The 25,598-nt window shown below is 58.2% G+C and carries 26 protein-coding genes; 12 read left to right on the plus strand and 14 right to left on the minus strand.

The features are described 5' to 3' along the window. Positions 1 to 7: 7 nt before the first annotated feature. Positions 8 to 1,654 carry a malate dehydrogenase (quinone) gene (gene mqo / locus NL123_RS22395; RefSeq protein ID WP_248487041.1) on the minus strand — a complete coding sequence of 549 codons (1,647 nt, stop codon included), beginning with the start codon at positions 1,652 to 1,654 and terminating at the stop codon, positions 8 to 10. A gap of 482 nt (positions 1,655 to 2,136) precedes the next feature. Here mqo and NL123_RS22400 point away from each other — a divergent pair, with 482 nt between their 5' ends. Further along, positions 2,137 to 3,324 (plus strand): MFS transporter, encoded by a 1,188-nt coding sequence (locus tag NL123_RS22400; protein ID WP_248487039.1) that lies wholly within the window; start codon positions 2,137 to 2,139, stop codon positions 3,322 to 3,324. 92 nt (positions 3,325 to 3,416) lie between these two features. Here NL123_RS22400 and NL123_RS22405 read toward each other — a convergent pair whose 3' ends face one another. Together NL123_RS22405 and NL123_RS22410 are read right to left on the minus strand one after the other, a co-directional pair. Further along, entirely contained in the window at positions 3,417 to 3,638 is a 222-nt protein-coding gene (locus NL123_RS22405) for a hypothetical protein (protein ID WP_058424535.1), read from the minus strand. A gap of 146 nt (positions 3,639 to 3,784) precedes the next feature. Further along, positions 3,785 to 4,135: a DUF6124 family protein gene (locus NL123_RS22410; protein ID WP_494356369.1), complete on the minus strand. Its 351-nt coding sequence runs from the start codon at positions 4,133 to 4,135 to the stop codon at positions 3,785 to 3,787. 417 nt (positions 4,136 to 4,552) lie between these two features. Here NL123_RS22410 and NL123_RS22415 point away from each other — a divergent pair, with 417 nt between their 5' ends. Beyond that, positions 4,553 to 5,542, plus strand: coding sequence for a ParA family protein (locus NL123_RS22415; RefSeq protein ID WP_494356370.1), 990 nt, complete (start codon positions 4,553 to 4,555; stop codon positions 5,540 to 5,542). 661 nt (positions 5,543 to 6,203) lie between these two features. Here the strand turns inward: NL123_RS22415 and NL123_RS22420 are convergent. Both NL123_RS22420 and NL123_RS22425 read right to left on the minus strand, forming a co-directional pair. Further along, positions 6,204 to 7,121: a sce7725 family protein gene (locus NL123_RS22420; protein WP_494356371.1), complete on the minus strand. Its 918-nt coding sequence runs from the start codon at positions 7,119 to 7,121 to the stop codon at positions 6,204 to 6,206. Continuing rightward, complete coding sequence (locus NL123_RS22425) at positions 7,082 to 7,993, minus strand: sce7726 family protein (protein ID WP_494356372.1); 912 nt, start codon at positions 7,991 to 7,993, stop codon at positions 7,082 to 7,084. Before NL123_RS22425 ends, NL123_RS22420 begins: the two co-directional genes overlap by 40 nt. Before the next feature lie 244 nt (positions 7,994 to 8,237). On the opposite strand from NL123_RS22425, the gene dusA reads away from it, so the two are divergent. Next, on the plus strand, positions 8,238 to 9,233 hold the full coding sequence (dusA, locus tag NL123_RS22430) for a tRNA dihydrouridine(20/20a) synthase DusA (RefSeq protein ID WP_494356373.1): 996 nt from the start codon (positions 8,238 to 8,240) through the stop codon (positions 9,231 to 9,233). Between the two features lie 254 nt (positions 9,234 to 9,487). Further along, positions 9,488 to 10,414 (plus strand): transaldolase, encoded by a 927-nt coding sequence (tal, locus tag NL123_RS22435; RefSeq protein WP_494356374.1) that lies wholly within the window; start codon positions 9,488 to 9,490, stop codon positions 10,412 to 10,414. 185 nt (positions 10,415 to 10,599) lie between these two features. Here tal and rssC read toward each other — a convergent pair whose 3' ends face one another. Together rssC and rssB are read right to left on the minus strand one after the other, a co-directional pair. Next, on the minus strand, positions 10,600 to 11,082 hold the full coding sequence (gene rssC, locus NL123_RS22440; RefSeq protein WP_058424540.1) for an anti-sigma factor antagonist RssC: 483 nt from the start codon (positions 11,080 to 11,082) through the stop codon (positions 10,600 to 10,602). Next, entirely contained in the window at positions 11,082 to 12,263 is a 1,182-nt protein-coding gene (rssB, locus tag NL123_RS22445; protein WP_058424541.1) for a two-component system response regulator RssB, read from the minus strand. Before rssB ends, rssC begins: the two co-directional genes overlap by 1 nt. A 276-nt stretch (positions 12,264 to 12,539) precedes the next feature. Between rssB and NL123_RS22450 the strand changes: the two genes are divergently transcribed. Beyond that, positions 12,540 to 12,836 carry a PilZ domain-containing protein gene (locus tag NL123_RS22450; protein ID WP_494356375.1) on the plus strand — a complete coding sequence of 99 codons (297 nt, stop codon included), beginning with the start codon at positions 12,540 to 12,542 and terminating at the stop codon, positions 12,834 to 12,836. Between the two features lie 60 nt (positions 12,837 to 12,896). Here NL123_RS22450 and NL123_RS22455 read toward each other — a convergent pair whose 3' ends face one another. Next, complete coding sequence (locus NL123_RS22455) at positions 12,897 to 13,586, minus strand: MlaA family lipoprotein (RefSeq protein ID WP_058424544.1); 690 nt, start codon at positions 13,584 to 13,586, stop codon at positions 12,897 to 12,899. A gap of 195 nt (positions 13,587 to 13,781) precedes the next feature. On the opposite strand from NL123_RS22455, the gene pcrP reads away from it, so the two are divergent. Next, on the plus strand, positions 13,782 to 14,390 hold the full coding sequence (gene pcrP, locus NL123_RS22460; protein WP_494356376.1) for an HAD superfamily inactivated hydrolase PcrP: 609 nt from the start codon (positions 13,782 to 13,784) through the stop codon (positions 14,388 to 14,390). A gap of 110 nt (positions 14,391 to 14,500) precedes the next feature. Further along, complete coding sequence (locus NL123_RS22465; protein WP_248487025.1) at positions 14,501 to 14,767, plus strand: DUF4404 family protein; 267 nt, start codon at positions 14,501 to 14,503, stop codon at positions 14,765 to 14,767. Positions 14,768 to 14,897: 130 nt separating this feature from the next. Here the strand turns inward: NL123_RS22465 and queF are convergent, their stop codons facing one another. Continuing rightward, entirely contained in the window at positions 14,898 to 15,728 is an 831-nt protein-coding gene (gene queF / locus NL123_RS22470) for an NADPH-dependent 7-cyano-7-deazaguanine reductase QueF (protein ID WP_494356377.1), read from the minus strand. A gap of 69 nt (positions 15,729 to 15,797) precedes the next feature. After that, on the minus strand, positions 15,798 to 16,310 hold the full coding sequence (gene copI / locus NL123_RS22475) for a copper-resistant cuproprotein CopI (RefSeq protein ID WP_494356378.1): 513 nt from the start codon (positions 16,308 to 16,310) through the stop codon (positions 15,798 to 15,800). A gap of 155 nt (positions 16,311 to 16,465) precedes the next feature. On the opposite strand from copI, the gene NL123_RS22480 reads away from it, so the two are divergent. After that, positions 16,466 to 17,146 carry a heavy metal response regulator transcription factor gene (locus NL123_RS22480; RefSeq protein ID WP_058424549.1) on the plus strand — a complete coding sequence of 227 codons (681 nt, stop codon included), beginning with the start codon at positions 16,466 to 16,468 and terminating at the stop codon, positions 17,144 to 17,146. Further along, positions 17,143 to 18,489 (plus strand): heavy metal sensor histidine kinase, encoded by a 1,347-nt coding sequence (locus NL123_RS22485; RefSeq protein WP_494356379.1) that lies wholly within the window; start codon positions 17,143 to 17,145, stop codon positions 18,487 to 18,489. Before NL123_RS22480 ends, NL123_RS22485 begins: the two co-directional genes overlap by 4 nt. A 105-nt stretch (positions 18,490 to 18,594) precedes the next feature. Here NL123_RS22485 and NL123_RS22490 read toward each other — a convergent pair whose 3' ends face one another. The 3 genes from NL123_RS22490 to NL123_RS22500 all read right to left on the minus strand — a co-directional run bounded on the left by NL123_RS22490 (position 18,595) and on the right by NL123_RS22500 (position 21,843). Further along, the gene (locus tag NL123_RS22490) at positions 18,595 to 19,839 is read right to left on the minus strand and encodes a lipoprotein-releasing ABC transporter permease subunit (RefSeq protein WP_248487021.1); all 1,245 of its coding nucleotides are present in this window, start codon (positions 19,837 to 19,839) and stop codon (positions 18,595 to 18,597) included. 62 nt (positions 19,840 to 19,901) lie between these two features. Then, entirely contained in the window at positions 19,902 to 20,585 is a 684-nt protein-coding gene (gene lolD, locus NL123_RS22495; RefSeq protein WP_017477213.1) for a lipoprotein-releasing ABC transporter ATP-binding protein LolD, read from the minus strand. A gap of 7 nt (positions 20,586 to 20,592) precedes the next feature. After that, on the minus strand, positions 20,593 to 21,843 hold the full coding sequence (locus NL123_RS22500) for a lipoprotein-releasing ABC transporter permease subunit (protein ID WP_494356380.1): 1,251 nt from the start codon (positions 21,841 to 21,843) through the stop codon (positions 20,593 to 20,595). Between the two features lie 94 nt (positions 21,844 to 21,937). On the opposite strand from NL123_RS22500, the gene NL123_RS22505 reads away from it, so the two are divergent. Both NL123_RS22505 and NL123_RS22510 read left to right on the plus strand, forming a co-directional pair. After that, entirely contained in the window at positions 21,938 to 22,522 is a 585-nt protein-coding gene (locus tag NL123_RS22505) for a PilZ domain-containing protein (protein WP_494356381.1), read from the plus strand. A gap of 43 nt (positions 22,523 to 22,565) precedes the next feature. Continuing rightward, positions 22,566 to 23,288, plus strand: a complete 723-nt coding sequence (locus NL123_RS22510; RefSeq protein WP_095015140.1) for a glycerophosphodiester phosphodiesterase — start codon at positions 22,566 to 22,568, stop codon at positions 23,286 to 23,288. 42 nt (positions 23,289 to 23,330) lie between these two features. Here NL123_RS22510 and sthA read toward each other — a convergent pair whose 3' ends face one another. Further along, positions 23,331 to 24,725 (minus strand): Si-specific NAD(P)(+) transhydrogenase, encoded by a 1,395-nt coding sequence (gene sthA, locus NL123_RS22515; protein ID WP_016975273.1) that lies wholly within the window; start codon positions 24,723 to 24,725, stop codon positions 23,331 to 23,333. A 233-nt stretch (positions 24,726 to 24,958) separates the two neighbouring features. Here sthA and NL123_RS22520 point away from each other — a divergent pair, with 233 nt between their 5' ends. Continuing rightward, positions 24,959 to 25,480 (plus strand): chalcone isomerase family protein, encoded by a 522-nt coding sequence (locus NL123_RS22520; RefSeq protein WP_248487017.1) that lies wholly within the window; start codon positions 24,959 to 24,961, stop codon positions 25,478 to 25,480. Positions 25,481 to 25,598: the final 118 nt, after the last annotated feature.

Consider the following 25,598-nt stretch of genomic DNA (forward strand, 5'->3'; position numbering starts at 1 on the left):
GCCTGGCTTACAGCGCCAGGTCAGATGCCGGCTTGCTTGGCTCAGCCGCAGGCTTGGCAGCCTCGGTAGCCTTTGGGGCAGCCATTTGTGGAATCACAGGCGGCGTAGGCAGTTGCAGGACTTCGGCGGTGTAGGCCCATTCCTTGGCAACCGCTTCCGGGCTGTCGTTCAGCTTGGTGCCGTAGCTCGGTACGATCTGGTGCAGTTTGGCCTGCCACTCAGGAGTCGCGACCTTGTCCTTGAACACTTTCTGCAGCACGGTCAGCATGATCGGAGCCGCGGTGGACGCGCCTGGCGATGCACCCAACAGGCCCGCGATGGTGTTGTCGGCGGAGCTGACCACTTCGGTGCCGAGTTTCAGGACGCCGCCCTGCTCTTCGTCACGCTTGATGATCTGCACGCGCTGGCCGGCTTGCCACAGGCGCCAGTCGGATTGCTTGGCGTTCGGGAAGTACTCTTGCAGCGCCTTGAAGCGGTCGTCATCGGACAGCATCAGTTGGCCGGCGAGGTACTCGACCAGTGGGTATTCACGAATACCGACTTTGGTCATTGGCCAGATGTTGTGGGTGGTGGTGCTGGTCAGCAGGTCCAGGTACGAGCCTTCTTTCAGGAACTTGGTCGAGAAGGTCGCGAATGGGCCAAACAGGATCACGCGCTTGCCATCCAGCACGCGGGTGTCCAGGTGCGGAACCGACATCGGTGGCGCGCCAACCGAAGCCTTGCCGTAGGCCTTGGCCAGGTGTTGCTCGGCAACGGTTGGGTTATCGGTCACCAGGAACGAGCCGCCCACTGGGAAGCCAGCGTATTCCTTGGCTTCAGGAATGCCCGACTTCTGCAGCAGGTGCAGTGCACCGCCACCGGCGCCGATGAACACGAACTTGGCGTCGGTTTCGGTCTTGGTGCCGTCTTTCAGGTTTTTGTAGCTCACACGCCACGAACCGTCGGCGTTCTTGGTGATGTCCTGCACTTCGCTCGACAGTTTCAGGTCGAACTTAGGCGTGGTTTGCAGGTGAGCGACGAACTGGCGGGTGATCTCGCCGAAGTTCATGTCGGTACCCAGCGGGCTCCAGGTGGCCGCGATTTTCTGGTTCGGGTCACGCCCTTCCATCATCAGCGGAACCCACTTGGCGATCTGCGCCGGGTCTTCGGAGTACTGCATGCCGGCGAACAGCGGGCTGGCCTTCAGGGCTTCGTAGCGTTTTTTCAGGAACTTGATGTTGTCATCGCCCCACACAAAGCTCATGTGCGGTGTGGTGTTGATGAACGAACGCGGGTCCTTCAGCACGCCCTGGCGGACCTGCCAGGACCAGAACTGACGGGAAATCTGGAACGCTTCGTTGATCTCGACCGCTTTCGGGATCTCAACGTTGCCGTTCTTGTCTTCCGGGGTGTAGTTCAGCTCAGCCAGGGCCGAGTGACCGGTACCGGCGTTGTTCCAGCCGTTGGAGCTTTCTTCGGCCACGCCATCCAGGCGCTCGACCATCTCCATCGACCAGCCCGGCTCCAGCTCATTGAGCCAGACACCCAGGGTTGCACTCATGATGCCGCCGCCAATCAGCAGCACATCGACTTTCTTTGCCTCTTCCGCCTGAACGGAGCTGATCCCCAGCGACAAAGCCAGCCCCAGCAGGGCAGTGTTTACTTTTTTAAACATCAGTAGCACCTATGATAAAACGCCATCCGCCCTACCGCCCCTGATCATGGGCAACCCTCCATCACAGCTGCGCAAGGCAGCACCGTGGGGTATGCACATTCACGAGAGGGCCGCAGGGTGGGCACACAAGGCCGACGTATCGACCTCACTGTTTATGTCCCTTCTGCGCTGACTTCTTATCATTATTGGCTTCAGCTACCTGGGCGACAGCCAACCGCTGGGACGTATACGGATGTACGTACCCAGGAGAGACTAGACCAGGACGGCGCGCAGAATATCACGGCAAACGGCGTTTATGCGCCGTTTGGCCAATTGACAGCTCTAAATCGCAGCTTTTAACCCGTCGATGTCAAGCGTGGCAGGCGCGACCTGGGGTCACAGGCCTGGAACTCTCACGCAAACCGCTGTTCTAGACACCTTTGCCGCTGCTTGCGTAGCATCGGCGGCTCTCCTTCGTGCGCTCCATCCAACCAGAGTTACCCATGACTATCCAGCAAACACCCGGGCATGTGCTGCCCGCGCGCGGCGCCGCCAAAATGGAAGCGGCCATGGCCGTGGGCGCCTTCGCGATCGGCACCGGCGAATTCGCCATCATGGGCTTGATGCCCGACATCGCCCACAATCTCAATTTGAGCGAACCGCAAGTCGGCCACGCCATCAGCGCCTACGCCCTGGGCGTGATGGTTGGCGCGCCACTGCTGGCCATTCTTGGCGCCAAGCTACTACGCAAACACATGCTGTTGCTACTGATGGGCCTGTACGCCTTGGGCAACCTGGCCACCGCCTTCACCCCGACCTTCGGCTCGCTGGTGGCCTTCCGCTTTATCAGCGGCCTGCCCCACGGCGCCTACTTCGGCATCGCCGCCGTGGTCGCCTCGAGCATGGTCCCCAACGACAAACGCGCCGGCGCCGTGGCCCGCGTAATGATGGGCCTGACCCTGGCCATGCTGCTCGGCAACCCCATCGCCACCTTCCTCGGCCAACACCTAGGCTGGCGCTCGGCGTTTGCACTGGTCAGCGTGATTGCCCTGTGCACCATCGCACTGGTCTGGCAATTCGTGCCCCACCGCCATGACGAACAACGCAGCGACCCGCGCAAGGAACTGCGCGCCTTCACTAAGCCGCAGGTGTGGATGGCGTTGTCGATTGGCGCGATCGGGTTTGCCGGGATGTTCTGCGTGTTCAGCTATTTGGCGCCGACCATGCTGGAAGTGACCAAAGTCTCGCCGCAGTGGATTCCCTTCGGCCTCGCCGCGTTTGGGGCAGGCGGCATCATCGGCAACATCGCCGGCGGCAAGTTGTTCGACCGCCTGCAATTTCGCGCCGTGGGTTGGATCATGGTGTGGTCGATGGCCGTGCTGATCTTCTTCACCGTCGCCGCCAGTTCGCTGTGGAGCGTACTACTGGGCATTGGCCTGGTCGGCACCATGATCGCCATGGCGGCCCCCCTGCAAATCCGCTTGATGGACATCGCCCACGAAGCCCCGAGCCTGGCGGCGGCGTCGAACCACGCGGCGTTCAACCTGGCGAACGCGCTGGGACCGTGGTTGGGCGGGATGGCGATTACAGCGGGGTATGGCTGGACCAGCACCGGCTACATCGGCGCCGCGACGGCGCTGATCGGCCTGGGCATCTACCTCATCGCCCGCCGCATGAAGGGCGGCCACTGACATTTCCCGCCCCCCCTATTCCAATGTGGGAGGGGGCTTGCCCCCGATAGCAATGGGTCAGTCACCATCCCAGTGACTGCCCCACCACCCCATCAATCATCATGCAACAACCCTGACCCATACTCCCCATAACTACTCCCCAGCCCACTGCCGCCAAAATTCATCTTGGCGGCTTTGCTGGGGCTATGGTCCCCAAACGCCTGGCATCCGCCTGAAAAACAAGGGTCACTGCTCACGCCGGCCGACCCCGTCGAACAAGCGCCCAACAGCAACGTGCCAGCAACCATCACGACTTTAACGAGGTTCGAGATCATGGTTTCAGTTCCCTGTGGAATGGAGGCGCGGAGGTCCTCTCTTGAAGAGGATCGTAGACCTCAAAAGCGCCGGGGATGATGAAACTTTGCTGGGTGACAGGATGGGTTCAGGTTGCCGCCTTGGGGTAAGGCGGCGGGGTTGGGTGTCAGGCGGCAGGTACGACCTGTTCCTGGACTCGGTCGACGAGCAGAGCGCTTAGGTCGATGAGTTGCTGGATGCCCAGGACGATGGCGCGGTGCGGGTCATCGAGGTCGAAAGCCAGGGTGGCGGCCATTTGGTTGGCGGATGCGAGGTTTTCGGCGGCGTTGGCCAGGAGGGTTTCGGTGTCGATGTTGGGGCTGACGGAGAACAGGTTACTGCTTGGCTTTTCGTTGGTGGTAGCGGCGTCAGGTTGGGGCAGGTAGTGATGAATAGCGCGTTGGGCGGCAGCTTGAAACCGGGTATCGACAGGTGCAGCATTTGAAGCGTCTGGCGGGTTAGGTGTGACTTTGTACATGGCGAAGCTCCTTTAGCGTTTCAGGAACTGCCTATCTCACTTCCACATGAGGGTGGCAGCTGTACGCAGGTGTGGAAGACCAGGGCTAAAGGACCCGGCGCACCGAAGTGCCCCGCGCACAGCCGCCATAAGCAATCATACAGACGTAAAAAAACGCCGGTAGGTGTTTATGGGCGATTGAGCGCCTTCAGCTTGGTCGGACTTCCACATCCGGCCGCTGGGTGTCCAGCGGTTTGGGGAGGTTAGCTGTGGGAAGTCTGAGGGGCAAGCTGAGAAAAGTGTGGGAATTTTCCCAGGAAATATTGTGGCCTCCATCAGTGTTTTTTCTGGTAGCGCTCCCAGTATTTAGAAATTGAATCTTCTCGGCTTGCTAGTAGCCTAGTGATAGCATTACGGGCTTAATCAGGGAGATAGATGATGCGAACACTTACGTTTTTCAATCATAAAGGTGGAGTCGGTAAAACCACGCTAACGGTCAATGTCGCGGACGCCCTTGCTGATCAAGGACTTCGAGTCCTAATGATTGATGCTGACCCCCAATGCAATCTAACGGCATTTTATCTAGACGAAAAAAAGCTAGATGTATTGCTAGGCGAGTCCGACGATGCTGACGGCGGCACCCTCTGGTCCGCAATTAAACCAGTAGTTGATGGTAAGGGAGGCATTAAACCGGTAGACGCTTACAAAATCAAAAACGGGCTTTACCTGTGTCCCGGCGACGTTTTATTAGCAGACTATGAGGAGGAATTACCTGCAGCGTGGACCGGGTCGTTCGCCCGCAAAGGGCGGGACTACGACGTGATGTGCGCACTATCAGCAGCAGCAAGAGAAATGGGGCAACGCTATGAAGTTGATCTCGTTATCTACGACATCGGACCCAATGTCGGCCCTCTCAATAGAGCAATTTTGCTCGACTCTGATTTTTTCTGTACCCCGGTAGCCGCAGATCTTTTCTCTCTCCGAGCGCTCTCGACGGTAGGTCGCGCGGTGGCCCGCTGGATTACGGATTGGAAAACAGTCAGGGGACTAGCTTCGGATGAATCACGAGACAAACTGCTTCATGGCCTTCCGACCTATCTCGGGTATGTAACATCAGCTTATAAAGTATCATCCGGTAGAACTTCGACCCGCCCGCACGATTACTGGGAGAGCAAAATTGCACCTCGCGTTAAAAATCGTGTAGTTGACGTATTACGTGCTATTGACCCTACCACAGTACCGTTCCCCTCGAATAAACTCGCTGCTATAAAAGACTTCCATAGTCTCGCCCCTCAAGCACAAGAGTACGGGTTAGCGATTGGAAAGCTCAGAACTCACGTCAACTCTGGCTATAACGCTCAAATACTTGAAGCCGCCACCGAGTTTTCAGGACTTGCGACTATCATCAGAAAACGCATGGGCATATAAAAAACCTCACCCTCTAAGTGCCCGATTAGAGGGTGGGAATTTTTACTATCTTTGGATAGAGGTGCCAGAAAATCACAACCAACAATTTGAGTGAAATCGGGGTCATACCAGATACCCGGTTTTGAGTTGGCAGAAGAAAAGCAAAAGAATCACTTCAATGCATACCTCAGCGCGAACTGCTGATTCGACCCAGCGCGCCAAAATGTAAGATATCTTAGAACCACCCTCTTCAAGAATGCCATGACAGGGATACCCCTAAACAGGCGTAGAGACTTGTTCAACTCTTTAGCCGACCTAGTCAGAACCATTGACCAAATAGCAAGCCAAATCGTGACTGATATTCCTCGCGACTAAATTTAACATAAAAAATACGGATTGTTCAGATCAAGCCGAGAGTAAAAAAGCCAACGAAGGTAATTTCCTACCGACAATCAAATGATAACGATATATTCTAGACGATAAACTCGCAATCCAGATCAATTGGCTTGAAAAAGCATTCAAGGGCTTTGAACGCCAAGCAAACTGCGTTGCGATCGAAAGTTTTTTGGCGACCGACTGCCATTTCAGAAAACGGGAGCATATTTACTGTCCGCGCTATAACGCAAAAATAGATACACCCCCTTTTCTCTACCTTAAAAACAACCAAAATAAAGAGCGCAAGTCAAATAAAATTGCATACGGACTCAATATGATGCTTGATTGACATTTCCTTCACAATGCCTAAGCCAGGATAATGCCCAATTGCGTGAGAAGCCTTAAACTCGCTCATGCCTAAAGTACTATCAAAAAAACCTGGATTGCTCGCATCAAAATTAATTAATTTATCAAGAGCCTCTAGATACTTACCTCCAGGGTTAGTTGGAAGGGTCCCTCCCGTCGTCGATAGAAAATGTCTTACATGCATAGAGTTTGGCAATAGCGCATCAATGTGAGAAGCATGAATAGCGACAACATATGCAGGGCCTCCCGACTCACTATACTCTTCAGCCATAATAGTAAAATCACCGAAACCTACTGCATTTCTTCTTTTCTTATACGATAAATGCAAGTTAGAATAGAAAGATGAAACACCATAGTCGGCGTTGCGTTTTCTCTTGGCAAAACTATCCACGTACAGCACTACCTTACTCAGCTTATCAACAATATCCGAGTCAACTTTCTGCTGATTTAGAATAACAAGCGATGCAGTATTCAAGAGCACTACCGAAGACATTAGAGTATCATTTTCCAGGTACACCGCAGCCCCAGGATACATAGCAAGCAGTGAAAGAGAAACTGAGTCTGAGGAGTCGCGAACTTTAATACAGGGGGTAAACCTATTAGCTGACTTCGCATTAGACTGGAGCTGACTAAACACATTTGCGGAAGTAGCCGATGAAAAAAAACCTTGAGAGGGATTTATAACTACTAACGGCTGAACAGAATGCTTGTGCAACTCCTCTACTGCATCGAACACTTCTACGAATGAACGATTTACTGGCTCTATGACCGGTCTGTATTTTGCCGCACTCAACCTACTTGAAAGATCATATAGTGAGTTCAGCTCGTGCCGCTTAGCCTTAAGAATTGGGTAGTACATGAAGTTTCCTTACTAAAATGTAGATTTAAGTTTTCCAACAACCCAGCTTTATCCACTGCAGAAATACGATATTCAATACCAGCAGCCAACAAACTAACCGGCAACCCTTCAACATAGCTCCTATCTATCTTTCGGGTGCTCTTCAAAACTTTACAAAATGCTCTTCTTAATTTCTCAGAGTCGACCCCCTCAAGAGCAATCCGGCATTCATCATAAATCCTTGTATTGGGAGCAGTAGGTACTTCCCCATATAGCTCCTTGACCAATGAAAGATACTCATGACGCCGCAACGAGGACATTAAAACGCCCACATCTACTGAGATAGTTGCTTGAAGAGCAGGTCTAACTTCCGTAAAACCATTCCTCTTACTCAACGTCATAATACCAACGCTTTCGGGAATTATTCTTTCCACCTTTGACAGATGCCCATCACCGACCACAACATTAACCTTATCAAACAACCTCAGATAAGAATTAAGCTGATCCGAAAGCCGACTTAAACCATCAAATTCCGATTTGATTTCGTAACAGGTGCTATAACCATTCAAAATAACACTATCCGCTTTACTTTCACCCACCCTAAACTCGCTCAGTAGAGTTGCAGTATTTAGTGAATAGCGACCAACCAATATTTTTTCTGCAATCAAATTCTTAATATAATATTCAAACTTATAATCCGTACGAAGGACTTTATAGCACTCCTGAAAAACATCGCTCACACTAAATACGTCACCAAGCAACTCATAAATCCCGCTCACCACTTTAAAAAAAAACTCGAAATCCCCACGAGCAATAGCATTTACTTCCTTACTGCTGAATATCTTCGCGACTTCCTTGGTATTCAATGGCGCACCAGCATCCTTAACATACATATTTAACCCTAATCTATTCGCCCCACATCAAGGAACGATCGAATCTAGAGTTTAAAGAACAAGATATATTCAAACATCTATTTTTTCCAGAAGGCGACGCACTGCATTTTTGAGATCATAGCGCCATCACAAAAGTGATGCTTGAGATTTTTTAGGGTTCGGTCGGTTGTTGCTCAATGAACGAGCTGACTCCAACCCTGATAAACTCCCCAACTTCCCAGCCTCGCCCACACCAGAACAGCCAATGTCCTCGACCAGCGCCACAACCTCCCCCCTCTCCCGCCGCTTCTCCGTCGCCCCTATGATGGATTGGACCGACCGCCACTGCCGGTTCTTCCTGCGCCTGCTTTCCAAACACGCCCTGCTCTACACCGAGATGGTCACCACCGGCGCGATCCTCCACGGCGACCATGACCGTTTCCTGCGTCACAACGAAGCCGAGCATCCACTTGCACTGCAACTGGGCGGTAGTGTTCCGGCCGATCTGGCGGCTTGCGCGCGTATGGCCGAGGCCGCCGGTTACGACGAAGTGAACCTGAACGTCGGCTGCCCCAGCGACCGGGTGCAGAACAATATGATCGGCGCGATCCTGATGGCGCACCCGGCCCTGGTGGCGGATTGTGTGAAGGCCATGCGCGATGCGGTGTCGATCCCGGTGACGGTGAAGCATCGCATCGGGATCAATGGGCGGGACAGTTATGCCGAGTTGTGTGATTTTGTCGGGACGGTGAAGGACGCGGGCTGCACCAGTTTTACTGTGCATGCGCGGATTGCGATTCTGGAGGGGTTGTCGCCGAAGGAGAACCGTGACATTCCGCCGTTGCGTTATGACGTGGCGGCGCAGTTGAAGCAGGACTTTCCGGAGCTGGAGATTGTGCTCAACGGCGGAATCAAGACGCTGGAGCAGTGCCATGAGCATTTGCAGGTGTTTGATGGGGTGATGCTGGGGCGGGAGGCTTATCACAATCCGTATTTGCTGGCGGAGGTGGATCAGCAGTTGTTTGGCAGTGAGGCGCCGGTGATCAGTCGGGCTGAGGCGCTGGTGCAATTGCGGCCTTATATTGCTGAGCATTTGGCCAGTGGTGGTGCGATGCACCATATCACTCGGCATATTCTGGGGTTGGGCACCGGTTTTCCGGGGGCGCGCAAGTTCAGGCAGTTGTTGTCGGTGGATATTCATAAGGCGAGTGATCCGTTGGCGTTGCTGGATCAGGCTGGGGCTTTGCTGGAAGGGCGGTGAGGGCCAGTTCGGGTCCGGGGAGACTGGTCTGTCGCTATCGGGGGCAAGCCCCCTCCCACCTTTGAATTGTGGTGGTCGTTCGGTAATTGAGTTGAACCTGCCGGCGGTTTTGGCCTCCTATTTAGCACCAAGACAAGGCATTCAAACGGCCGTTTTCAGGTTGTTGCCCTCGCAAACGATCGAACGCATTTGCGCCCTTGAGCGCCTGCCGGTGCTCGGGTAATGTCATCAGACCCACAGGACAGAGCACGCCCATGACTTCCAAGCTGGAACAACTCAAGCAATTCACCACTGTTGTAGCCGATACCGGCGATTTTTCCACCCTCGCCAAGCTCAAGCCGCAGGACGCCACCACCAACCCTTCCCTGCTGCTCAAGGCGGCGTCGATCCCGGCTTATGCCAAGCTGCTGGATGAGGCAGTACAGGACTGCAATGGCGATGTGGGCCTGGCCAGCGACCGTTTTGCGGTGGCGGTGGGTCAAGAGATTCTCAAAGTGGTGCCGGGGCGTATTTCCACTGAGGTGGACGCCCGTCTGTCGTTCGATGAAGCCGCCATTCTCAAGCGTGCGCATCGCCTGATCGACCTGTACGAGAAGGCCGGCGTTGGCCGTGACCGTGTGCTGATCAAGATCGCCTCCACCTGGGAAGGCATCCGCGCGGCGGAGAAGCTGGAAAAAGAAGGCATCCAGACCAACCTGACGCTGCTGTTCTCCTTCGCCCAGGCCGTGGCCTGTGCCGAAGCCGGGGTGTTCCTGATTTCGCCGTTCGTGGGCCGTATCTATGATTGGTACAAGAAGGCCAACGGCAACGACTACACCGGTGCCGAGGATCCGGGCGTGCAGTCGGTGACCCGCATCTACAACTACTACAAGGCCAACGGCTACAAGACCGTGGTGATGGGTGCGAGCTTCCGTAACCTGAGCCAGATCGAAGAGCTGGCCGGCTGTGATCGCCTGACCATCAGCCCGGACCTGCTGGAGAAGCTGGCCACAGATGAGGGCAAGTTGGAGCGCAAGTTGTCGCCTGGGCATGCCGGTGAAGCGCGCGTGCATCTGACTGAAGCGCAGTTCCGTTGGGAGTCCAACGAGGATGCGATGGCGACTGAGAAGCTGGCGGAGGGGATTCGTCAGTTTGCTCGGGACCAGGAGAAGCTGGAGGCGTTGTTGACTGCCAAGCTATAAGGCAGGCAGTGGCAAAAAGGGCGGTTCCCTCGCGGGTACCGCCCTTTTTTGTGCTTAGCCGATCTGCAGCCTATCTCGATTCAATGTGGGAGGGGGCTTGCCCCCGATAGCAGTGTGTCAGGCACAGATGTTGTGATTGACCCTCAGCAATCGGGGGCAAGCCCCCTCCCACAGTTGGAATGCGGTCAGTGGCGCTCGAGGGCGTTGACGAGGTCGTGGAAGGCTTCGCGGTTGGAATCGTTCAAGCCCATCAGGATCTTGTGCGCTTCCAGCACCTTGACCCGCACGATTTCTTCGGACTGGTCTTGCGACGGCAGATCGGTCAGGCATTCCGGGCAAGGGATCGGGCGGTCAACGATGTTGAACACCTGGTCGAAGCCCATGGACTGCAACAGGCGGGTGATGTCTTCGTGGGTGGTGACGACGGTCGGCAACAGGCCGACCTTCTGCCGAGACAGAATGGACAACTTGGCCAACAGGCCCAAGGTGGTGCTATCGATGCTGCGGGTTTCGGTCAGATCGATCACGATCGCCGAGAAGTTCAGCGCTGTGAAGATCCGCTCAATCGTCGCATCCAGCGCCGAACACAAGGTCAGGCGCACTTCACCGACAAACTTCAGGACGAAGGTCCCGTCTTGCTCGGCGAATTGGATTCTTCCGGTACTCATCAAAGATTCCTGCTCAACACCAATAGGGCGATATCATCCGGCATCTCCCCTAGCGTGGCCAATCCAAAAACCTGCCGCAGGCCATCCAGGCTGCCGCCCGCCGACTTGACCTTTTGGGGCAAGGCGGCTTCTTTCTCTTTGAGTGTAGGCTCTGGAAGCAGGTCCAGAATGCCGTCGGACATCAGCGTCAGGCTGAAGGTCGGCGGCAGTTCCAGGATGTGGTCTTCGTAGGTGGCTTCATTGAACAAGCCCACCGGCAGACCACGCCCTTCCAGGTAACGCACACTGTCAGGAGTGTATAAAACAGGCATCGGCAGGTGACCGCCGATACTGTAGGTCAAAAGACCGGTTTCTTCATCGATCACGCCGCCGACCATCGTCACGTGCTTGCCCAGCTTGCAGCTGATCAGGCCCCGGTTGATGTGGCCCAGCACCTCGGAGGGGGTGAACTCGGGCAAGGTGCCATTGCGCTTGGATTCGAACAGCAACCGTGTGGTCATGAACTTCAACAGCACGGTGACAAAAGCCGAGGAAGCACCGTGGCCGGACACATCGGCCAGATAGAATGCAACACGCCGCTCGTCGACGCGAAAATAGTCGACGAAATCACCCGACAGGTACAGCGACGGGATGATCTGGTGGGCGAACTGGAACTCGTCGATGGTCCACGGGCTGACCGGCAGCATGTTCATCTGTACCTGGCGACCGGCATTCTGGTCTTCCTGGAGCAGGTTGAGGCTGGCTTCAAGTTCGCGGTTGGCGGTTTCGAGCTTTTCGCGGTAGCGCTGGTTTTCCAGCAGCAGGCGAGCCCGGTCCAGCGCACGGCGCACCGAGTGCTCCAGCACGGCCAGGTCTTCCAGGGGCTTGATCAGGTAATCGGCAGCGCCCAGGCGTAACGCCTCGACGGCATCGTTCATCACGCCGGCGCCGGATACGACAATCACTGGCGTCTGCGGGGCGAGCTCGGTCACCTGTCGAATCAGCTCCAGGCCGCCCATCTGAGGCATGCGCAAGTCGCAGATCACGAGGTCGGGCTGGTCGCGCTCGAACACCTGGAGACCCTGTTGGCCATTGCTGGCCTGCAGGACGCTGAACCCACTGTCTTCCAAATAGGCCGCGAGGCTCGCGCGCACTACTTCGTCGTCATCGATTATCAGCAGCGTGGCACTGGTTTTTTGCATGTGGGCAAACGGCGCCAGAATTAGGTTGGCGTAGGTGGCGCGACAATGGCCGGGCTCACGTACTGGATTCGCTTTCTAGCCTCTCTGTCCTACAAAGCATTGGGATTTTTCCCATGCACAAAGGTAAAGCAGAGGTGCCCTTCTAAGGCGCAGACGGTACTCCCATCCGTCAGGGGTTTCAAGCTCATGCCGATGGTCGCCGGGCGTCTTTACACCGCAAATCACCGGGAGTTATAAGAACAGGCACGACCACAACACAAAGTAAGGATGGAGCCCATGAGCGAACACGAGCGCGACTACGCCGAAAAACGCGATTTCATCCGCATGCGTGTGGATGCCGATGTGTCTCTGATCCATGCAGGCCAGGAGATTGCCGGGGTTTGCGTGGACCTCTCCAGCTCCGGCATGCAAGTGCAGGCGCCGCGCCAGTTCAACGTAGGCGACCGGTTGACGGTGCGCATCGATTCGGAGCACGCAGCGCTCAAGGGCCTGGAGGCGGACACCGAGGTGGTGTGGACTAAAACCACCGGTGAAGACCAGCACCTGGGCCTCAGGATCCTGAAAATGCGCTGAAAACCGCGCACAAAAAAGGCGACCACATGGGTCGCCTTTTTCATTTCAAAACATCACGGCTTAAAAGTCGTCGACGACCTTGCCGTCCTTGACCTTGAACTCGCGGTTCTGCAGGTAAGCGTTGCGGATGAAGGTGTACTTGTCACCGGTGATCAGCTTCTCGCTGTCGAGCAGGCTGGCACGGGTATCGACGATGTTCAGGCCGAAGGTGCTGTTGCGCCAGCCGATATCGTTCATGTAGCGGTACGGCTGGGTGTAGCTGTCCACGTACTTGGACGGCGCGTCACGCAAGGTGCTCGGGCCCAGCAGCGGCAGCATCACGTAAGGGCCGCTGCCGACCCCCCAGTAGCCGAGGGTCTGGCCGAAGTCTTCATCACTGCGTTGCAGCCCCATTTTGGTGCCTACATCGATGAAGCCCAACACGCCGAAGGTGGTGTTGACCAGCAAACGGGCCGTATCTACACCGGCCTTCTGGGGCTTGAGCTGCAGCACGTTGTTGGCCAGGTTGCCGACATCGCCGATGTTGCGGAAAAAGTTGTGAACGCCATCCTGGACGAATTGCGGAGTCACGAACTGGTAACCCTGGGCCAATGGCTTGAGCGCGTAAGTGTCAACGGTGTCGTTGAAAGTGAAGATCGGACGGTTGACGCTTTCCCATGGATCGTCTTCCGATGCTGCCTGTGCGGCGAACGGCGCCAGCAGGACAGTGGCACACACTGACAGCTGAGCGAAGTAGTGGCTCCAGCGCATAGCTTTTGCTCCTTGAATGGTCTGTCATGGGCGCTATGCCCTGAATAAGGACGTCAGTATATGACGGAAGTCGCCAATTAGGCAGTAACTAGGAAACGTCAGACCAAAAATGGACAAAATTCCTACAATTATCCCGGCTGTCATCGGCCTGTCATGGTGCCTGGATAGCGTTAGCGCTATTTCAGGGATGTCGACATGCCTCACGCCGAGATAGCCATCGCCAGCGCCCCCGCCTTGACTGCCGTTCTGTTTGGCCTGAGTGGCTGCCTGGTGGACTTCGGTTCCCGGGCGCGTACCGATTCCCCCTCCCCCGACTCCCAAGCCACACCGGGCGCACTGAACATTTTGCGCAGCCTCAAGGAGCAAGGCGTGCCCTGCGCCTGGCTGGACGAACTCCCCTCCTCTGTCACCACCCCACTGGCCGCGACGCTGCCCGCCTGGGTCAAGGCTACGTCGCCGTCCGCCATCCGCTGGCCTGCGCCCCACGCCTGCTGGCAAGCCTTGATGGCGCTGAACATCGAACGCCTGGAAGGCTGCGTACTGGTCAGCGGCGAGCCGCGCCTGCTGCAGTCGGGCCTTAACGCCGGGTTGTGGACCATCGGCCTGGCCTCCTGCGGCTCGCTGTGCGGTATGGCCCCCGAGCAATGGCAGGCGCTGAGCGAACCGGAGCGCGAGCTCAAGCGCGGCAAGGCCACCCTCGCGCTGTACGGGCTGGGCGTGCACTCGGTGATCGATCACCTGGGCGAGCTCGGCACCTGCCTGGCGGACATCAGCCTGCGCCAGCTCAAAGGCGAGAAGCCCTGACACGGATCATGCACACTCAGCGCCGGTGGATTAATCTACAGGTCAGCCCGTAGACCTTTCGCGGCGTGCCGTGGTCTATGCCAGTGCCTATCGATAAAAGGAAACACGTCATGCCTGATCGCAAAAAACTGGAAGAACAGGTCGAGATCCTGCGCGGGCAGTTGGAACAGGAACCGCCGCTGTCGGAAGAAAAACGTGAAGCACTGGAGGCCTTGATTGCCAAGTTCGAATTGCAACTTGAGCTGGAACCGGCCACCCAGACACCCAGTATTTCCGACGATGTGAATAAAGCGGCCATAGAGTTCGATGCTGAACACCCGGCCATTTCCGGGGCACTGCGCAATATCATGAACACGCTGGGCAGCATGGGAATCTAATCTTCCCGCCAGCCCGGATCCAAATGTGGGAGGGGGCTTGCCCCCGATAGCAGAGGTTCAGACACAGGTTCTGTGACTGACACTCCGCCATCGGGGGCCAGCCCCCTCCCACATTTATCTTGCATCAAGCCTATTGGCGAGCCAGGCGCACGTTCTGGAACGCCACATCCTCAGTACTGCGATACGGGTTGATATCCAACCCACCCCGTCGCACATAGCGCGCATACACCGTCAATTTTTCCGGCTTCAGCAGGCGCTGCAAGTCCAGGAAGATGCGCTCCACGCATTGCTCATGGAAGTCAGAGTGCTGGCGAAAGCTCACGATGTACTCGAGCAGGCTGGCGTGGTCCAACGCGTGACCACGGTACTCCACCACCACGCTGCCCCAGTCGGGCTGGCTGGTGACCGGGCAGTTGGATTTGAGCAGGTGGCTGTGCACGCTCTCTTCGACAACGCGCGAATCACCGCAACGCAGCAGTTCCGGACGCGGGTGCTCGTAGTTGCTGACGCGGATATCCAGATCATCGATGCACACACCGGGCAAAGCCATCACGCCCTCGGCCTCGATCTCGGCCAGGCTGCGGATGCGTACGCTCACCGGTTTACCGGCAGCGGCGCTGAGGTCAGTACGCAGGGTGGCTTCCAGGCTGGCCGTATCGGCAAACGCGGTCTGGTTCAGCGAGTTGAGGTACAGCTTGAACGACTTTGACTCGATGATGTTCGGCGAGTCGGCCGGGATGCTGAATTCGCCGATGGCCACCACCGGCTTGCCCGACGGCAGCAGCCAGGACAATTCGAAGCAGTTCCAGAAATCCACGCCCTTGTACGGCAGGGTCTCGGCGCTCAGGCCCAGCTCGGCCCATTTGGCGGCACGCGGGATCGGGAACAGCAACGACGGGGTGTAGGTGGAGATGTATTCACTGGACTTGCCCAGCGGCGAATGTTCGGCTGCGGGATGCATGGCGGAAACCTGGCTAAATAAACCGCGCCAGTCTACCAGCCTTTGCCCCCGCGCCTAAGCGCCAGCGGATCAATCGACGTTGAGCTTGCCGACCATGCCCGCCTGGTAATGCCCCGGCAGGTTGCAGGCAAACTCCAGGCCTGTGGCCTTGGTGAACGTCCAGGTCAGCTCCGCAGTTTTACCGGGCTCGACCAATACGCTATTGGGATCGTCGTGCTTCATCGCGCCATGGCCCATGGCGCTGTGGTCCATGTTACCCATACCGGTGGAGGTGAGCATGCCGCTGGCCTGCATCTGTAGCATTTCCTTCTGGTGCTCGGCATGCATCGCCGCGTCGCCCAGGTTGAATTCGTGGAGCAACTGCCCTTTGTTGACCAGTACAAAGCGCACCGTCTCAGCGGCTTTGACATCCAGGGACTTGGGCGAAAAGGAAATGTCCTGCAGGGTCACTTCCACAGTACGCGTGGCTTTGCTCGCCGGCGCCGCCTCGCCGAACGCATAGGTATGAGCGCCATCGGCCATCGCCTCAACACTCAACGCCAACAGGCAACCGGCCAACAAAAAGGGTGTACGCAACGCCATCGGTTTTCTCCAAAAATGTGTGACTCGCCTGGGGAGCACTCTAAGAATGCGCCGCTGCCAGCCAGCTGACTGCTAGATTACAACTTTGTCAGGTTGCCCTCCTGCCCTGGCACCCAAGGTATAAAGCCGTCGTCCACCGTTGCCAAGAGCCGCCCATGAAACTGCTGATCGTCGAAGACCAACCCAAAACCGGCCACTACCTGCGCCAGGGCCTGGCCGAGGCGGGGTTTACCACCGAACTGGTGGCCGACGGCACCAGCGGCCAGCACCTGGCATTGACCGGCGACTACGACCTGCTGATCCTCGATGTGATGCTGCCGGGCCGTGATGGCTGGCAGATCCTCCAAGCCGTGCGCAGCGCCGGCCTGGACATTCCCGTACTGTTCCTCACCGCCCGCGATGCCGTGGAAGACCGCGTGCACGGCCTGGAACTGGGCGCCGACGACTATCTGGTCAAGCCGTTCGCCTTTTCCGAGCTGCTGGCCCGCGTGCGCAGCCTATTGCGCCGGGGCGGCAGCACGCCCCAGGAAACTGCGCTGCAACTGGCCGACCTGCGCCTGGACCTGATCCGCCGCCGCGTCGAGCGGGACGGCCAGCGCATCGACCTGACCGCCAAGGAGTTCTCCCTGCTGGAACTGTTGCTGCGGCGCCAGGGCGAAGTGCTGCCCAAATCACTGATCGCCTCCCAGGTATGGGACATGAACTTCGACAGCGACACCAACATCATCGAAGTCGCCATCCGCCGCCTGCGCCTGAAAGTCGACGATAACTTCCCCAACAAACTGATCCACACCGTGCGCGGCATGGGCTATGTGCTGGAGGAACGGGTCAATTGATCAAGCGCCTGTCCCTGGCCAGCCGCCTGGCGTTGCTGTTTGCCGCCTGCACGGCGGTGGTGTCGCTGATCGCCGGTGTGCTGTTCAACCGCGCCAGCGAAGCGCACTTCATCGAGCTGGACCAGCAACAGCTCGACAGCAAGCTGGTGGCGCTGCGCAGTACCTTGCAGGGGGTCGATTCACCGGAAGCCCTGGCCCAGCGTGAGGCGCAACTGCGCGCCGAACTCAGGCGCCAGCCCGACCTTACCCTGCGTATCACCGCCGCCGGCCAACGCTGGCTGGACGATGCCCCCAGCGTCGACTTGCCCGCAGCCCCCGGCCTGCACAGCCTGCAAAATGCCGACACCGACTACCGGGTCTACAACGCGCCGCTGAGGGCGGGCCAACCCGACTCGCCACAACTGACGCTGATGCTTGATATCACCCACCACCAGCATTTCCTGCAGCGCATGCAGCATCTGATCTGGCTCACCGTCGGCTTGTCAGCCCTGGCCACCGCCCTGCTCGGCGCCTGGGCTGCCCGCAGCGGGTTGCAGCCATTGCGACGCATGGGCGAAGTGGCCGCCAGTGTGTCGGCCCACTCCCTGACCCAGCGCCTGCCCCAGCAACATATGCCGGTGGAACTGGCCGAACTGGCCCAGGCCTTCAACGCCATGCTCGGCCGCCTGGACGATGCGTTCCAGCGCCTCTCGGCGTTCTCCGCCGACATCGCCCACGAACTGCGCACACCGCTGTCGAACCTGCTGACTCAGACCCAGGTCATCCTCACCCAGCCACGCCCGCTGGAGGATTACCGCGAGGCGCTGCACAGCAACCTGGAAGAGCTGCAATGGATGGCGCAACTGGTCAATGACATGCTTTACCTGGCCAAGGCCGATCATGGCCTACTGATGCCCAAGCGCGAGCCTTTGGCACTGGCCGATGAAGTGGATGCGTTACTGGAGTTTTTCACGCTGCTGGCGGAGGACGGGCAGATCAGCCTGGTTCGCGAGGGCACGGCCCATACGATGGGCGACCGTGGAATGTTGCGGCGGGCGCTGTCGAATCTGCTGGATAACGCGCTGCGCTTTACCCCGCCAGGCGGCGAAGTGCGTGTGCAAATCGAGGATGGGGTGAAACTTTCAGTAGAGAACACCGGGGACGGCATTCCAACCGAGTTGCTGCCCCGGTTGTTTGACCGCTTCTATCGGGCCGATCCGGCACGGCACGAAGGCAGCAGCGAGCATGCAGGGTTGGGGCTGGCGATTACCCAGTCGATTGTGCGGGCGCATGGGGGGAGGATTTATTGTGAATCCGGGGCGGGATGGACACGGTTTGTGATCGAGTTGCCTGCTGGAGATTGATGCAAGCTGTACCGGCCCTATCGGGGGCAAGCCCCCTCCCACATTTGAATGTATTCACAGATCAAAGTGTGGGAGGGGGCTTGCCCCCGATAGCGGTCTTGAATACTACGAATATCTCAGCGCATGCGCCGGCTCAATCTTCGCCGCCCGATACGCCGGGTACAGCGTGGCCAAAAAGCTCAGCACAAACCCAGCCGTGCAAATCAGCACCACATCCCCACCTTGCAGCTGCGAAGGCAGGTTACTGACAAAATACACGTCCGAACTGAAGATATGCTGCCCGGTGACCCGCTCCATCCAACCCACCAGTTCACTCACGTTCAGCGCCGCGATCACGCCCAATACGCCGCCGATCAAGGTGCCGACGATGCCGATCACCGTGCCCTGCACCATAAAGATCGCCATGATCTGCCGTGGCGTGGCGCCAATGGTGCGCAGGATCGCAATGTCCGCGCCCTTGTCGTTCACCACCATGATCAAGGTGGCGATGATGTTGAACGCCGCCACGGCGACGATCATCAGCAATAGCAGACCGATCATGGTCTTTTCCATCTTCATCGCGCTGAACAGACTGCCCTGGGTGTGGGTCCAGTCATCGGGCTTGTAGGCGGTGCCCAGGCTGGCGGCGATGTCTGCCGAGACCTTGGGTGCCGCGTACAGGTCTTTCACCGCCAGGCGCACGCTTTGCACCTGGTTCGGCTGCCAATGCTGGATCTCGGCAGCGTCGGCCATATGGATCATGGCCATGGAGCCATCCAGCTCGGCACCGACCTTGAAGATCCCCACCACGTTCAAGCGCTGCATGCGCGGGGTGATGCCACCCGGCGCGGTGCTGATTTCCGGCACGATCAGGGTCAGCTTGTCGCCCACATTCAGGCGAAAACGCCGGGCGGTGATTTCGCCGACCACTACACCGAATTCGCCGGGTTTAAGGTCATCCAGTTTGCCCTGCACGATGTGCTGGGCCACGATCGACACCTTGCCTTCCTGTGCCGGGTCGATGCCGCTGATCTCGATCGGCTGCATCGCGCCTTTGTAGGAGAACATGCCGTCCATTTGTGTGAACGGTACCGCTGCGGTGACTTCCGGATTCTTCATCGCAGCGGCGGCCACGGGCTGCCAATTATCAATCGGGTTCACACCAACGATGGTGGCGTGGGGCACCATGCCAAGGATGCGCGAGCTCATTTCGCGCTGGAAGCCGTTCATCACCGAGAGCACCACGATCATCGCCAGCACACCCAGGGCAAGGCCGATCATCGAGGTCATCGAGATAAACGAGACAAAACGGTTGCGGCGCTTGGCGCGGGTATAGCGCGTGCCGATGAAAATCGATAACGGTCTGAACATTCGCTTGCACCGCCTGAAAAAATGAAAAAGCCCGGCGCATGAAGCACCGGGCTTGAAACGGGTCAGATGGCGACCAGATGACCTTCCTGCAGGTGCAGCACGCGGTCCATCTGACGGGCCATGCTCATGTCATGGGTCACCACCAGGAACGCGGTGCGCATCTGGGTGCTCAGTTCCAGCATCAAGTCCTTGATGCCCTGGGCGGTGTGTGAGTCGAGGTTGCCAGTCGGCTCGTCGAGCATTACCAGGCCGGGGTTGTTCACCAGGGCACGGGCGATTGCCACACGCTGGCGCTCGCCGCCGGACAGTTCGGCCGGCTTGTGCTCCAGGCGATGACCGAGGCCGACGCGCTCCAGCAGGGCCTTGGCGCGCTGGCGGGCTTCCGGGATCGCGGTCTTGCCGATCAGCAGCGGCATGCACACGTTTTCCAGGGCGGTGAATTCCGGCAACAGGTGGTGGAACTGGTACACAAAACCGAGCGAACGGTTGCGCAGTTGGCCACGGGCCTTTTCGCCGAGGGCCGAGAGTTCTTCACCGGCCAGCCATACGCTGCCCTGGGACGGCGTATCCAGGCCGCCCAGCAGGTTCAGCAAGGTACTTTTACCGGAACCGGAACTGCCGACGATCGCCACGCGCTCGCCCGGGTGCAGCTCAAGTTGCAGGTTGGACAGCACGACCACCGACTCCGGACCTTCCTCGTAGGATTTGCCCAGGTTGCGGCAGCTCAGGATTGCTTTTTCACTCATGCCCGATTCACTCATAACGTAAGGCCTGTGCTGGCTGGGTACGTGCCGCGCGCCAGGCTGGATACAGGGTGGCAAGGAAACTCAGGACCAACGCAGCGCCGCCCACCATCAACACGTCCTGGGCCTGCACCTGGGACGGCAAGTAGTCAATGAAGTAGACGTCGGCGTTGAGAAACTTGTGGCCGATCAGGGTTTCGAGGCCAGCGATGGCGGCACTCACGTTCAGCGCCGCCAGGATGCCGACCGCCGTGCCGATCAAGGTGCCGACCACGCCGATCACGGTGCCCTGCACCATGAAAATCGCCATGATCTGCCCCGGTGTGGCGCCGAGGGTGCGCAGGATGGCGATATCACCCTTCTTGTCGTTCACCACCATCACCAGCGTGGAGATGATGTTGAAGGCGGCCACGGCGACGATCAGCAGCAACAGCAGGCCGATCATGGCTTTTTCCATGCGGATGGCCTGGTAGAGGTTGCCGTGGGTTCGCGTCCAGTCGCGGGCGTAGTACTGGCTGTCACCCAAATGCTGGGCGATTTCCCATGAAGTGCGCGGCGCGTCGAACAGGTCGTTGAACTTCAGGCGCAGGCCCTGCACCTGTTCCGGCTGCCAGCGGTGCAGGCGCGCCAGGTCGGTGAGGTTGGTCAGGCCGAGGTAGCCGTCGATCTCGCCGGCGCCAACGTGAAAGGTGCCGACCACGGTAAAGCGCTTCATGCGCGGGAACATGCCGGCCGGGGTCACGGTGACTTCCGGCGCGACGAAGGTCAGCTTGTCGCCCAAGCCCACGCCGAGCTTGGCCGCCGCCTTGTCGCCGATCACGATGCCGAACTCGCCGGGCGCCAGGTCATCGAGTTTGCCCGACAACATGAACTTGTCGATGATCGACACGTTACGTTCCTGGGCCGGGTCGATGCCGTTGAGCAGGATCTTCTGCACCTTGCCGTCGTTGGTCAGCAACCCCTGCATCTGGGTAAATGGCGCAACGGCCAATACCTTGGGGTTCTGCTTGACCTTGGCCGCCAGGCTTTGCCAGTCGCTGATGGGCGCATCGCCCTCGATGGTGGCGTGGGGCACCATGCCCAGCACGCGGGTGCGCATCTCATGATCGAAGCCATTCATCACCGACAGCACCACGATCATCACGACCACGCCCAAGGCGAGCCCGATCATCGAGGTCAAGGAAATGAACGACACAAAATGATTGCGACGCTTTGCACGGGTATAACGCGTGCCGATAAATACGAAGAGAGGTCTGAACATGTCGGGGCTTGTTCGGAGGAAAAGAAGACGTCCCGGTGGCGGGGTCTGGTAAGCAGCTTTACACTCAGACCATTAACGCTACTTGGGGTTCGCCATGTCGACATTAGATGAAGAAGAGCGCCGCGAATACTACCGTATCGCCGACATGATCGCACTCCAAATCAAAAGCCTGTCTGCCCCCGAGGCGGCGAGCAAGGAAGTGTCGCTGGATGATTCGCCGCTGTTCAATCTGCTCAGCGAACTGCACCTGAGCGAATTCGAGGCCCAGCACCTGTTGCGCCAGATCAATGAGAAAGATCGCAGCCTGGCCGCCTTCCTCAAAGTACAGAACAAACGCCTGGACCTGCTCAGCCAGATCATGGCGCGCGGCCTGCTGGATGAAGTTGGCGCACCGCAGCCGGTGATCCTTTCCGAGGGCGGTATCGACTTCCAAAACCCCACGCCCCTGTCGCCCGGTGCGCACCTGGCGGTCAAGCTGGTGCTGATGCCCCAGGCGCTTGGCCTGCTGCTGCGCGCCCGGGTCACCCATTGCGATCCCAAGGGCACAGGTTTTGACGTCGGCACGGAATTCGAAGCCATGACTGACGCCCAACGCCAGCTGCTGGCGCGTTACATCCTGCAGAAACAGGCCCAGGAACGGCGCCTGGCGCGGGAACAGAGCGACGCCCAAGACACCTGAATTCGTATTACCCCGCCAGCAGACCTGGCGCATAGGAGCAACTGTGACCCTGATTTACGGCCACCGCGGTGCCAAAGGCGAAGCACCGGAAAACACCCTGACCAGCTTCCAGGAATGCCTCAAGCACGGCGTACGCCGCTGCGAACTGGACTTGCACCTGTCCATGGACGGCGAGTTGATGGTCATCCACGACCCGACCCTCAAGCGCACCGCCGACCGGCGCGGCAAGGTCGTGGAGTATTCGGCAGCCGACCTGGTGAAGATGGACGCGCGCAAAGGCGGCCCGGGCTGGGTCAAGCCGTGCCCGATCCCACGCCTGGAAGAACTGTTCGAACAATGCGACTTCGATCACTGGCAACTGGAAGTCAAAAGCGCCTCACGCACCCGCGCCGCCACCACGGTGCTGGCCATTCGTGAAATGGCCGTGCGCTTTGGCCTGATGGACAAAGTCACCGTCACCTCAAGTTCGCGGGAAGTGCTGAAAGCAGCGGTTGAACTCACCCCGGACCTGTCACGCGGCCTGGTTGCCGAATATGCCTGGCTCGACCCGTTGAAGGTCGCGCAGAACTATGGCTGTGAGATTCTGGCGTTGAACTGGACGCTGTGCACCCCCGAGCGACTGGAAAAAGCCCAGCGCCAGGGCTTGCACGTGTCCGTGTGGACAGTCAACGAACCCGCGCTGATGCGCAGGCTCGCCGACTTCGGCGTAGATAGCCTGATTACAGACTTTCCCGGTTTGGCCACTGCCACCCTCGGGAATTACTGAAATCGGTCTCCCCGGCCGGCTCAGGCCACCGGCCGGAGCCGCTCAAAAAAGCCGGTTGAGGCCGTCGTAGGCCGCTACCCGATAGGCTTCGGCCATGGTCGGGTAGTTGAACGTGGTGTTGACGAAGTACTTGAGGGTATTGAGCTCGCCCGGCTGGTTCATGATCGCCTGGCCGATGTGCACGATCTCCGACGCCTGGTAGCCGAAGCAATGCACGCCGAGTACCTCAAGGGTTTCGCGGTGGAACAGGATCTTCAGCATGCCTTGGGGCTCACCGGCGATCTGCGCACGCGCCATGCTCTTGAAGAACGCCTTGCCCACTTCGTAAGGCACCTTGGCCTTGGTCAGTTCGTGTTCGTTCTTGCCGATCGAGCTGATCTCGGGAATGGTGTAGATCCCGGTCGGCACGTCGTTCACGTAGCGCCAGCTGCCATTGTCGACAATGCTGCCAGCGGCTGAACGGCCCTGGTCATGGGCGGCACTGGCCAGGCTCGGCCAGCCGATCACGTCACCGGCACCGTAGATGTTCGCCACGCAGGTGCGGTAGTTCTCGTCCACTTCGATCTGGCCACGGCTGTTGACCTTGACCCCGATGTTTTCCATGCCCAGCTTGTCGGTGTTGCCGGTACGGCCGTTGCACCACAGCAAGGCATCGGCCTTGATCTTCTTGCCGGACTTGAGGTGCAGGATCACGCCGTTGTCCAGGCCTTCGACGCGCTCGTACTCTTCGTTGTGGCGCACAGTGATGTTGTTGTTGCTGAAGTGGTAACTCAACGCCTGGGAGATTTCCGAGTCGAGGAAGCTCAGCAACTGATCGCGGTTGTCCACCAGTTCCACCAGTACACCCAGGCCGCTGAAGATCGAGGCGTATTCACAGCCGATCACGCCGGCGCCGTAGATGATCAGTTTGCGCGGGGTGTGGCCCAGGCTCAGGATGGTGTCGCTATCGTAGATACGCGGGTGGTGGAAATCGATGTCCGCCGGGCGATACGGGCGCGAGCCGGTGGCGATGATGATGTGTTTGGCCACCAGCTTCTCGACCACGCCGTTGGGGCAGACCACTTCGATGGTTTGCTCGTCGGCAAAGCTGCCAGTGCCGAAGAACAGGTCGACGCGGTTACGGGCGTAGTAGCCGGTGCGCGACGCGACTTGCTTGGAGATGACCTTCTCGGCGCTTTTCAGTACGTCCGGGAACGAGAACCAGCGTGGCTCACCAATGGCCCGGAACATCGGATTGGTGTTGAACTGCATGATCTGGCGCACGGAGTGACGCAACGCCTTGGACGGGATGGTACCCAGGTGGGTGCAGTTACCGCCGACCTGGCGACGGCTATCGACCATCGCCACCTTGCGCCCAGCTTTGGCAGCGTTCATCGCCGCACCTTCTCCAGCCGGGCCGGAACCCAGTACCACCACGTCGTAGTTGTAGACAGCCATGCGTACTCCTCAGAACAGGCCAGGCGTACGGTTGGACGCCGGGCTAAATCATGCCGCGCCAGCGGTCATGAAGGACAATTTGGCTCAAGTGTGTGAACCGGGGCACAGTCTATATAAGGCTCAACGCCGCGCACATTAACCCTTGGTCGCGTCGTAGGCCAGTATTGCCTCTACTACACGCTCAGGAAATTGCAATTACACTGTCGGCACGCACCTTTGCAGGACGAGCCATTATGCGGCATGTCGCTTTCTGTTTATTACTGATGTTTTCGTTCACGGTGCAAGCCAATGAAGTCGCCCGACTCAAGCAGGCAGGTTTCCCCCCGCAGTCTCATGAATTGGCACTGAAAAACCAGGCAGTACTGACCTATCTTTGGGCCGATGTATACGCCGCGGCGCTGTATGCCCCAGCCGACACTCCCGCAGAGTCAGCCTGGAAACAGCAAAAGACGCTGCGCCTGGAGCTGTATTACTTTCGCGATATTGATCGCAATGATGTGATCAAGGCCGCCAATACCACGCTGGAGCGCCAGCACGTCAGCGACCGCTTGAAACCCGAAGTGGACAAACTGCATGCCGTCTTTCGCAACATTCATAGCGGTGATCGCTACGCACTGGATTTTCGACCCGGACGCGGCTTGAACCTGGAGATCAATGGGGAAGTGCTGTTCAGCAGCAACGACGATGAGCTGGCGAGGGCTTACCTGGGGATCTGGTTAGCGCCCAAGGGCTTGTCGGAGAGGTTGCTGGAATAAAGACATGTATTGTCTGAACTGACGCCATCGAGGGCAAGCCCCCTCCCACACTGGACCGCATTCACCCTGCAGGAATGCGGTTTAAATGTGGGAGGGGGCTTGCCCCCGATGAGGCCCT

This window comes from Pseudomonas sp. FBCC-B1565 (assembly GCF_059133265.1).

Bases quoted from the DNA above. Each gene is read 5' to 3' on its own strand.
- mqo (WP_248487041.1), bottom strand. From the start codon at position 1,654: ATGTTTAAAAAAGTAAACACTGCCCTGCTGGGGCTGGCTTTGTCGCTG.
- NL123_RS22400 (WP_248487039.1), top strand. From the start codon at position 2,137: ATGACTATCCAGCAAACACCCGGGCATGTGCTGCCCGCGCGCGGCGCC.
- NL123_RS22405 (WP_058424535.1), bottom strand. From the start codon at position 3,638: ATGATCTCGAACCTCGTTAAAGTCGTGATGGTTGCTGGCACGTTGCTG.
- NL123_RS22410 (WP_494356369.1), bottom strand. From the start codon at position 4,135: ATGTACAAAGTCACACCTAACCCGCCAGACGCTTCAAATGCTGCACCT.
- NL123_RS22415 (WP_494356370.1), top strand. From the start codon at position 4,553: ATGCGAACACTTACGTTTTTCAATCATAAAGGTGGAGTCGGTAAAACC.
- NL123_RS22420 (WP_494356371.1), bottom strand. From the start codon at position 7,121: ATGTACTACCCAATTCTTAAGGCTAAGCGGCACGAGCTGAACTCACTA.
- NL123_RS22425 (WP_494356372.1), bottom strand. From the start codon at position 7,993: ATGTATGTTAAGGATGCTGGTGCGCCATTGAATACCAAGGAAGTCGCG.
- dusA (WP_494356373.1), top strand. From the start codon at position 8,238: ATGTCCTCGACCAGCGCCACAACCTCCCCCCTCTCCCGCCGCTTCTCC.
- tal (WP_494356374.1), top strand. From the start codon at position 9,488: ATGACTTCCAAGCTGGAACAACTCAAGCAATTCACCACTGTTGTAGCC.
- rssC (WP_058424540.1), bottom strand. From the start codon at position 11,082: ATGAGTACCGGAAGAATCCAATTCGCCGAGCAAGACGGGACCTTCGTC.
- rssB (WP_058424541.1), bottom strand. From the start codon at position 12,263: ATGCAAAAAACCAGTGCCACGCTGCTGATAATCGATGACGACGAAGTA.
- NL123_RS22450 (WP_494356375.1), top strand. From the start codon at position 12,540: ATGAGCGAACACGAGCGCGACTACGCCGAAAAACGCGATTTCATCCGC.
- NL123_RS22455 (WP_058424544.1), bottom strand. From the start codon at position 13,586: ATGCGCTGGAGCCACTACTTCGCTCAGCTGTCAGTGTGTGCCACTGTC.
- pcrP (WP_494356376.1), top strand. From the start codon at position 13,782: ATGCCTCACGCCGAGATAGCCATCGCCAGCGCCCCCGCCTTGACTGCC.
- NL123_RS22465 (WP_248487025.1), top strand. From the start codon at position 14,501: ATGCCTGATCGCAAAAAACTGGAAGAACAGGTCGAGATCCTGCGCGGG.
- queF (WP_494356377.1), bottom strand. From the start codon at position 15,728: ATGCATCCCGCAGCCGAACATTCGCCGCTGGGCAAGTCCAGTGAATAC.
- copI (WP_494356378.1), bottom strand. From the start codon at position 16,310: ATGGCGTTGCGTACACCCTTTTTGTTGGCCGGTTGCCTGTTGGCGTTG.
- NL123_RS22480 (WP_058424549.1), top strand. From the start codon at position 16,466: ATGAAACTGCTGATCGTCGAAGACCAACCCAAAACCGGCCACTACCTG.
- NL123_RS22490 (WP_248487021.1), bottom strand. From the start codon at position 19,839: ATGTTCAGACCGTTATCGATTTTCATCGGCACGCGCTATACCCGCGCC.
- lolD (WP_017477213.1), bottom strand. From the start codon at position 20,585: ATGAGTGAAAAAGCAATCCTGAGCTGCCGCAACCTGGGCAAATCCTAC.
- NL123_RS22500 (WP_494356380.1), bottom strand. From the start codon at position 21,843: ATGTTCAGACCTCTCTTCGTATTTATCGGCACGCGTTATACCCGTGCA.
- NL123_RS22505 (WP_494356381.1), top strand. From the start codon at position 21,938: ATGTCGACATTAGATGAAGAAGAGCGCCGCGAATACTACCGTATCGCC.
- sthA (WP_016975273.1), bottom strand. From the start codon at position 24,725: ATGGCTGTCTACAACTACGACGTGGTGGTACTGGGTTCCGGCCCGGCT.
- NL123_RS22520 (WP_248487017.1), top strand. From the start codon at position 24,959: ATGCGGCATGTCGCTTTCTGTTTATTACTGATGTTTTCGTTCACGGTG.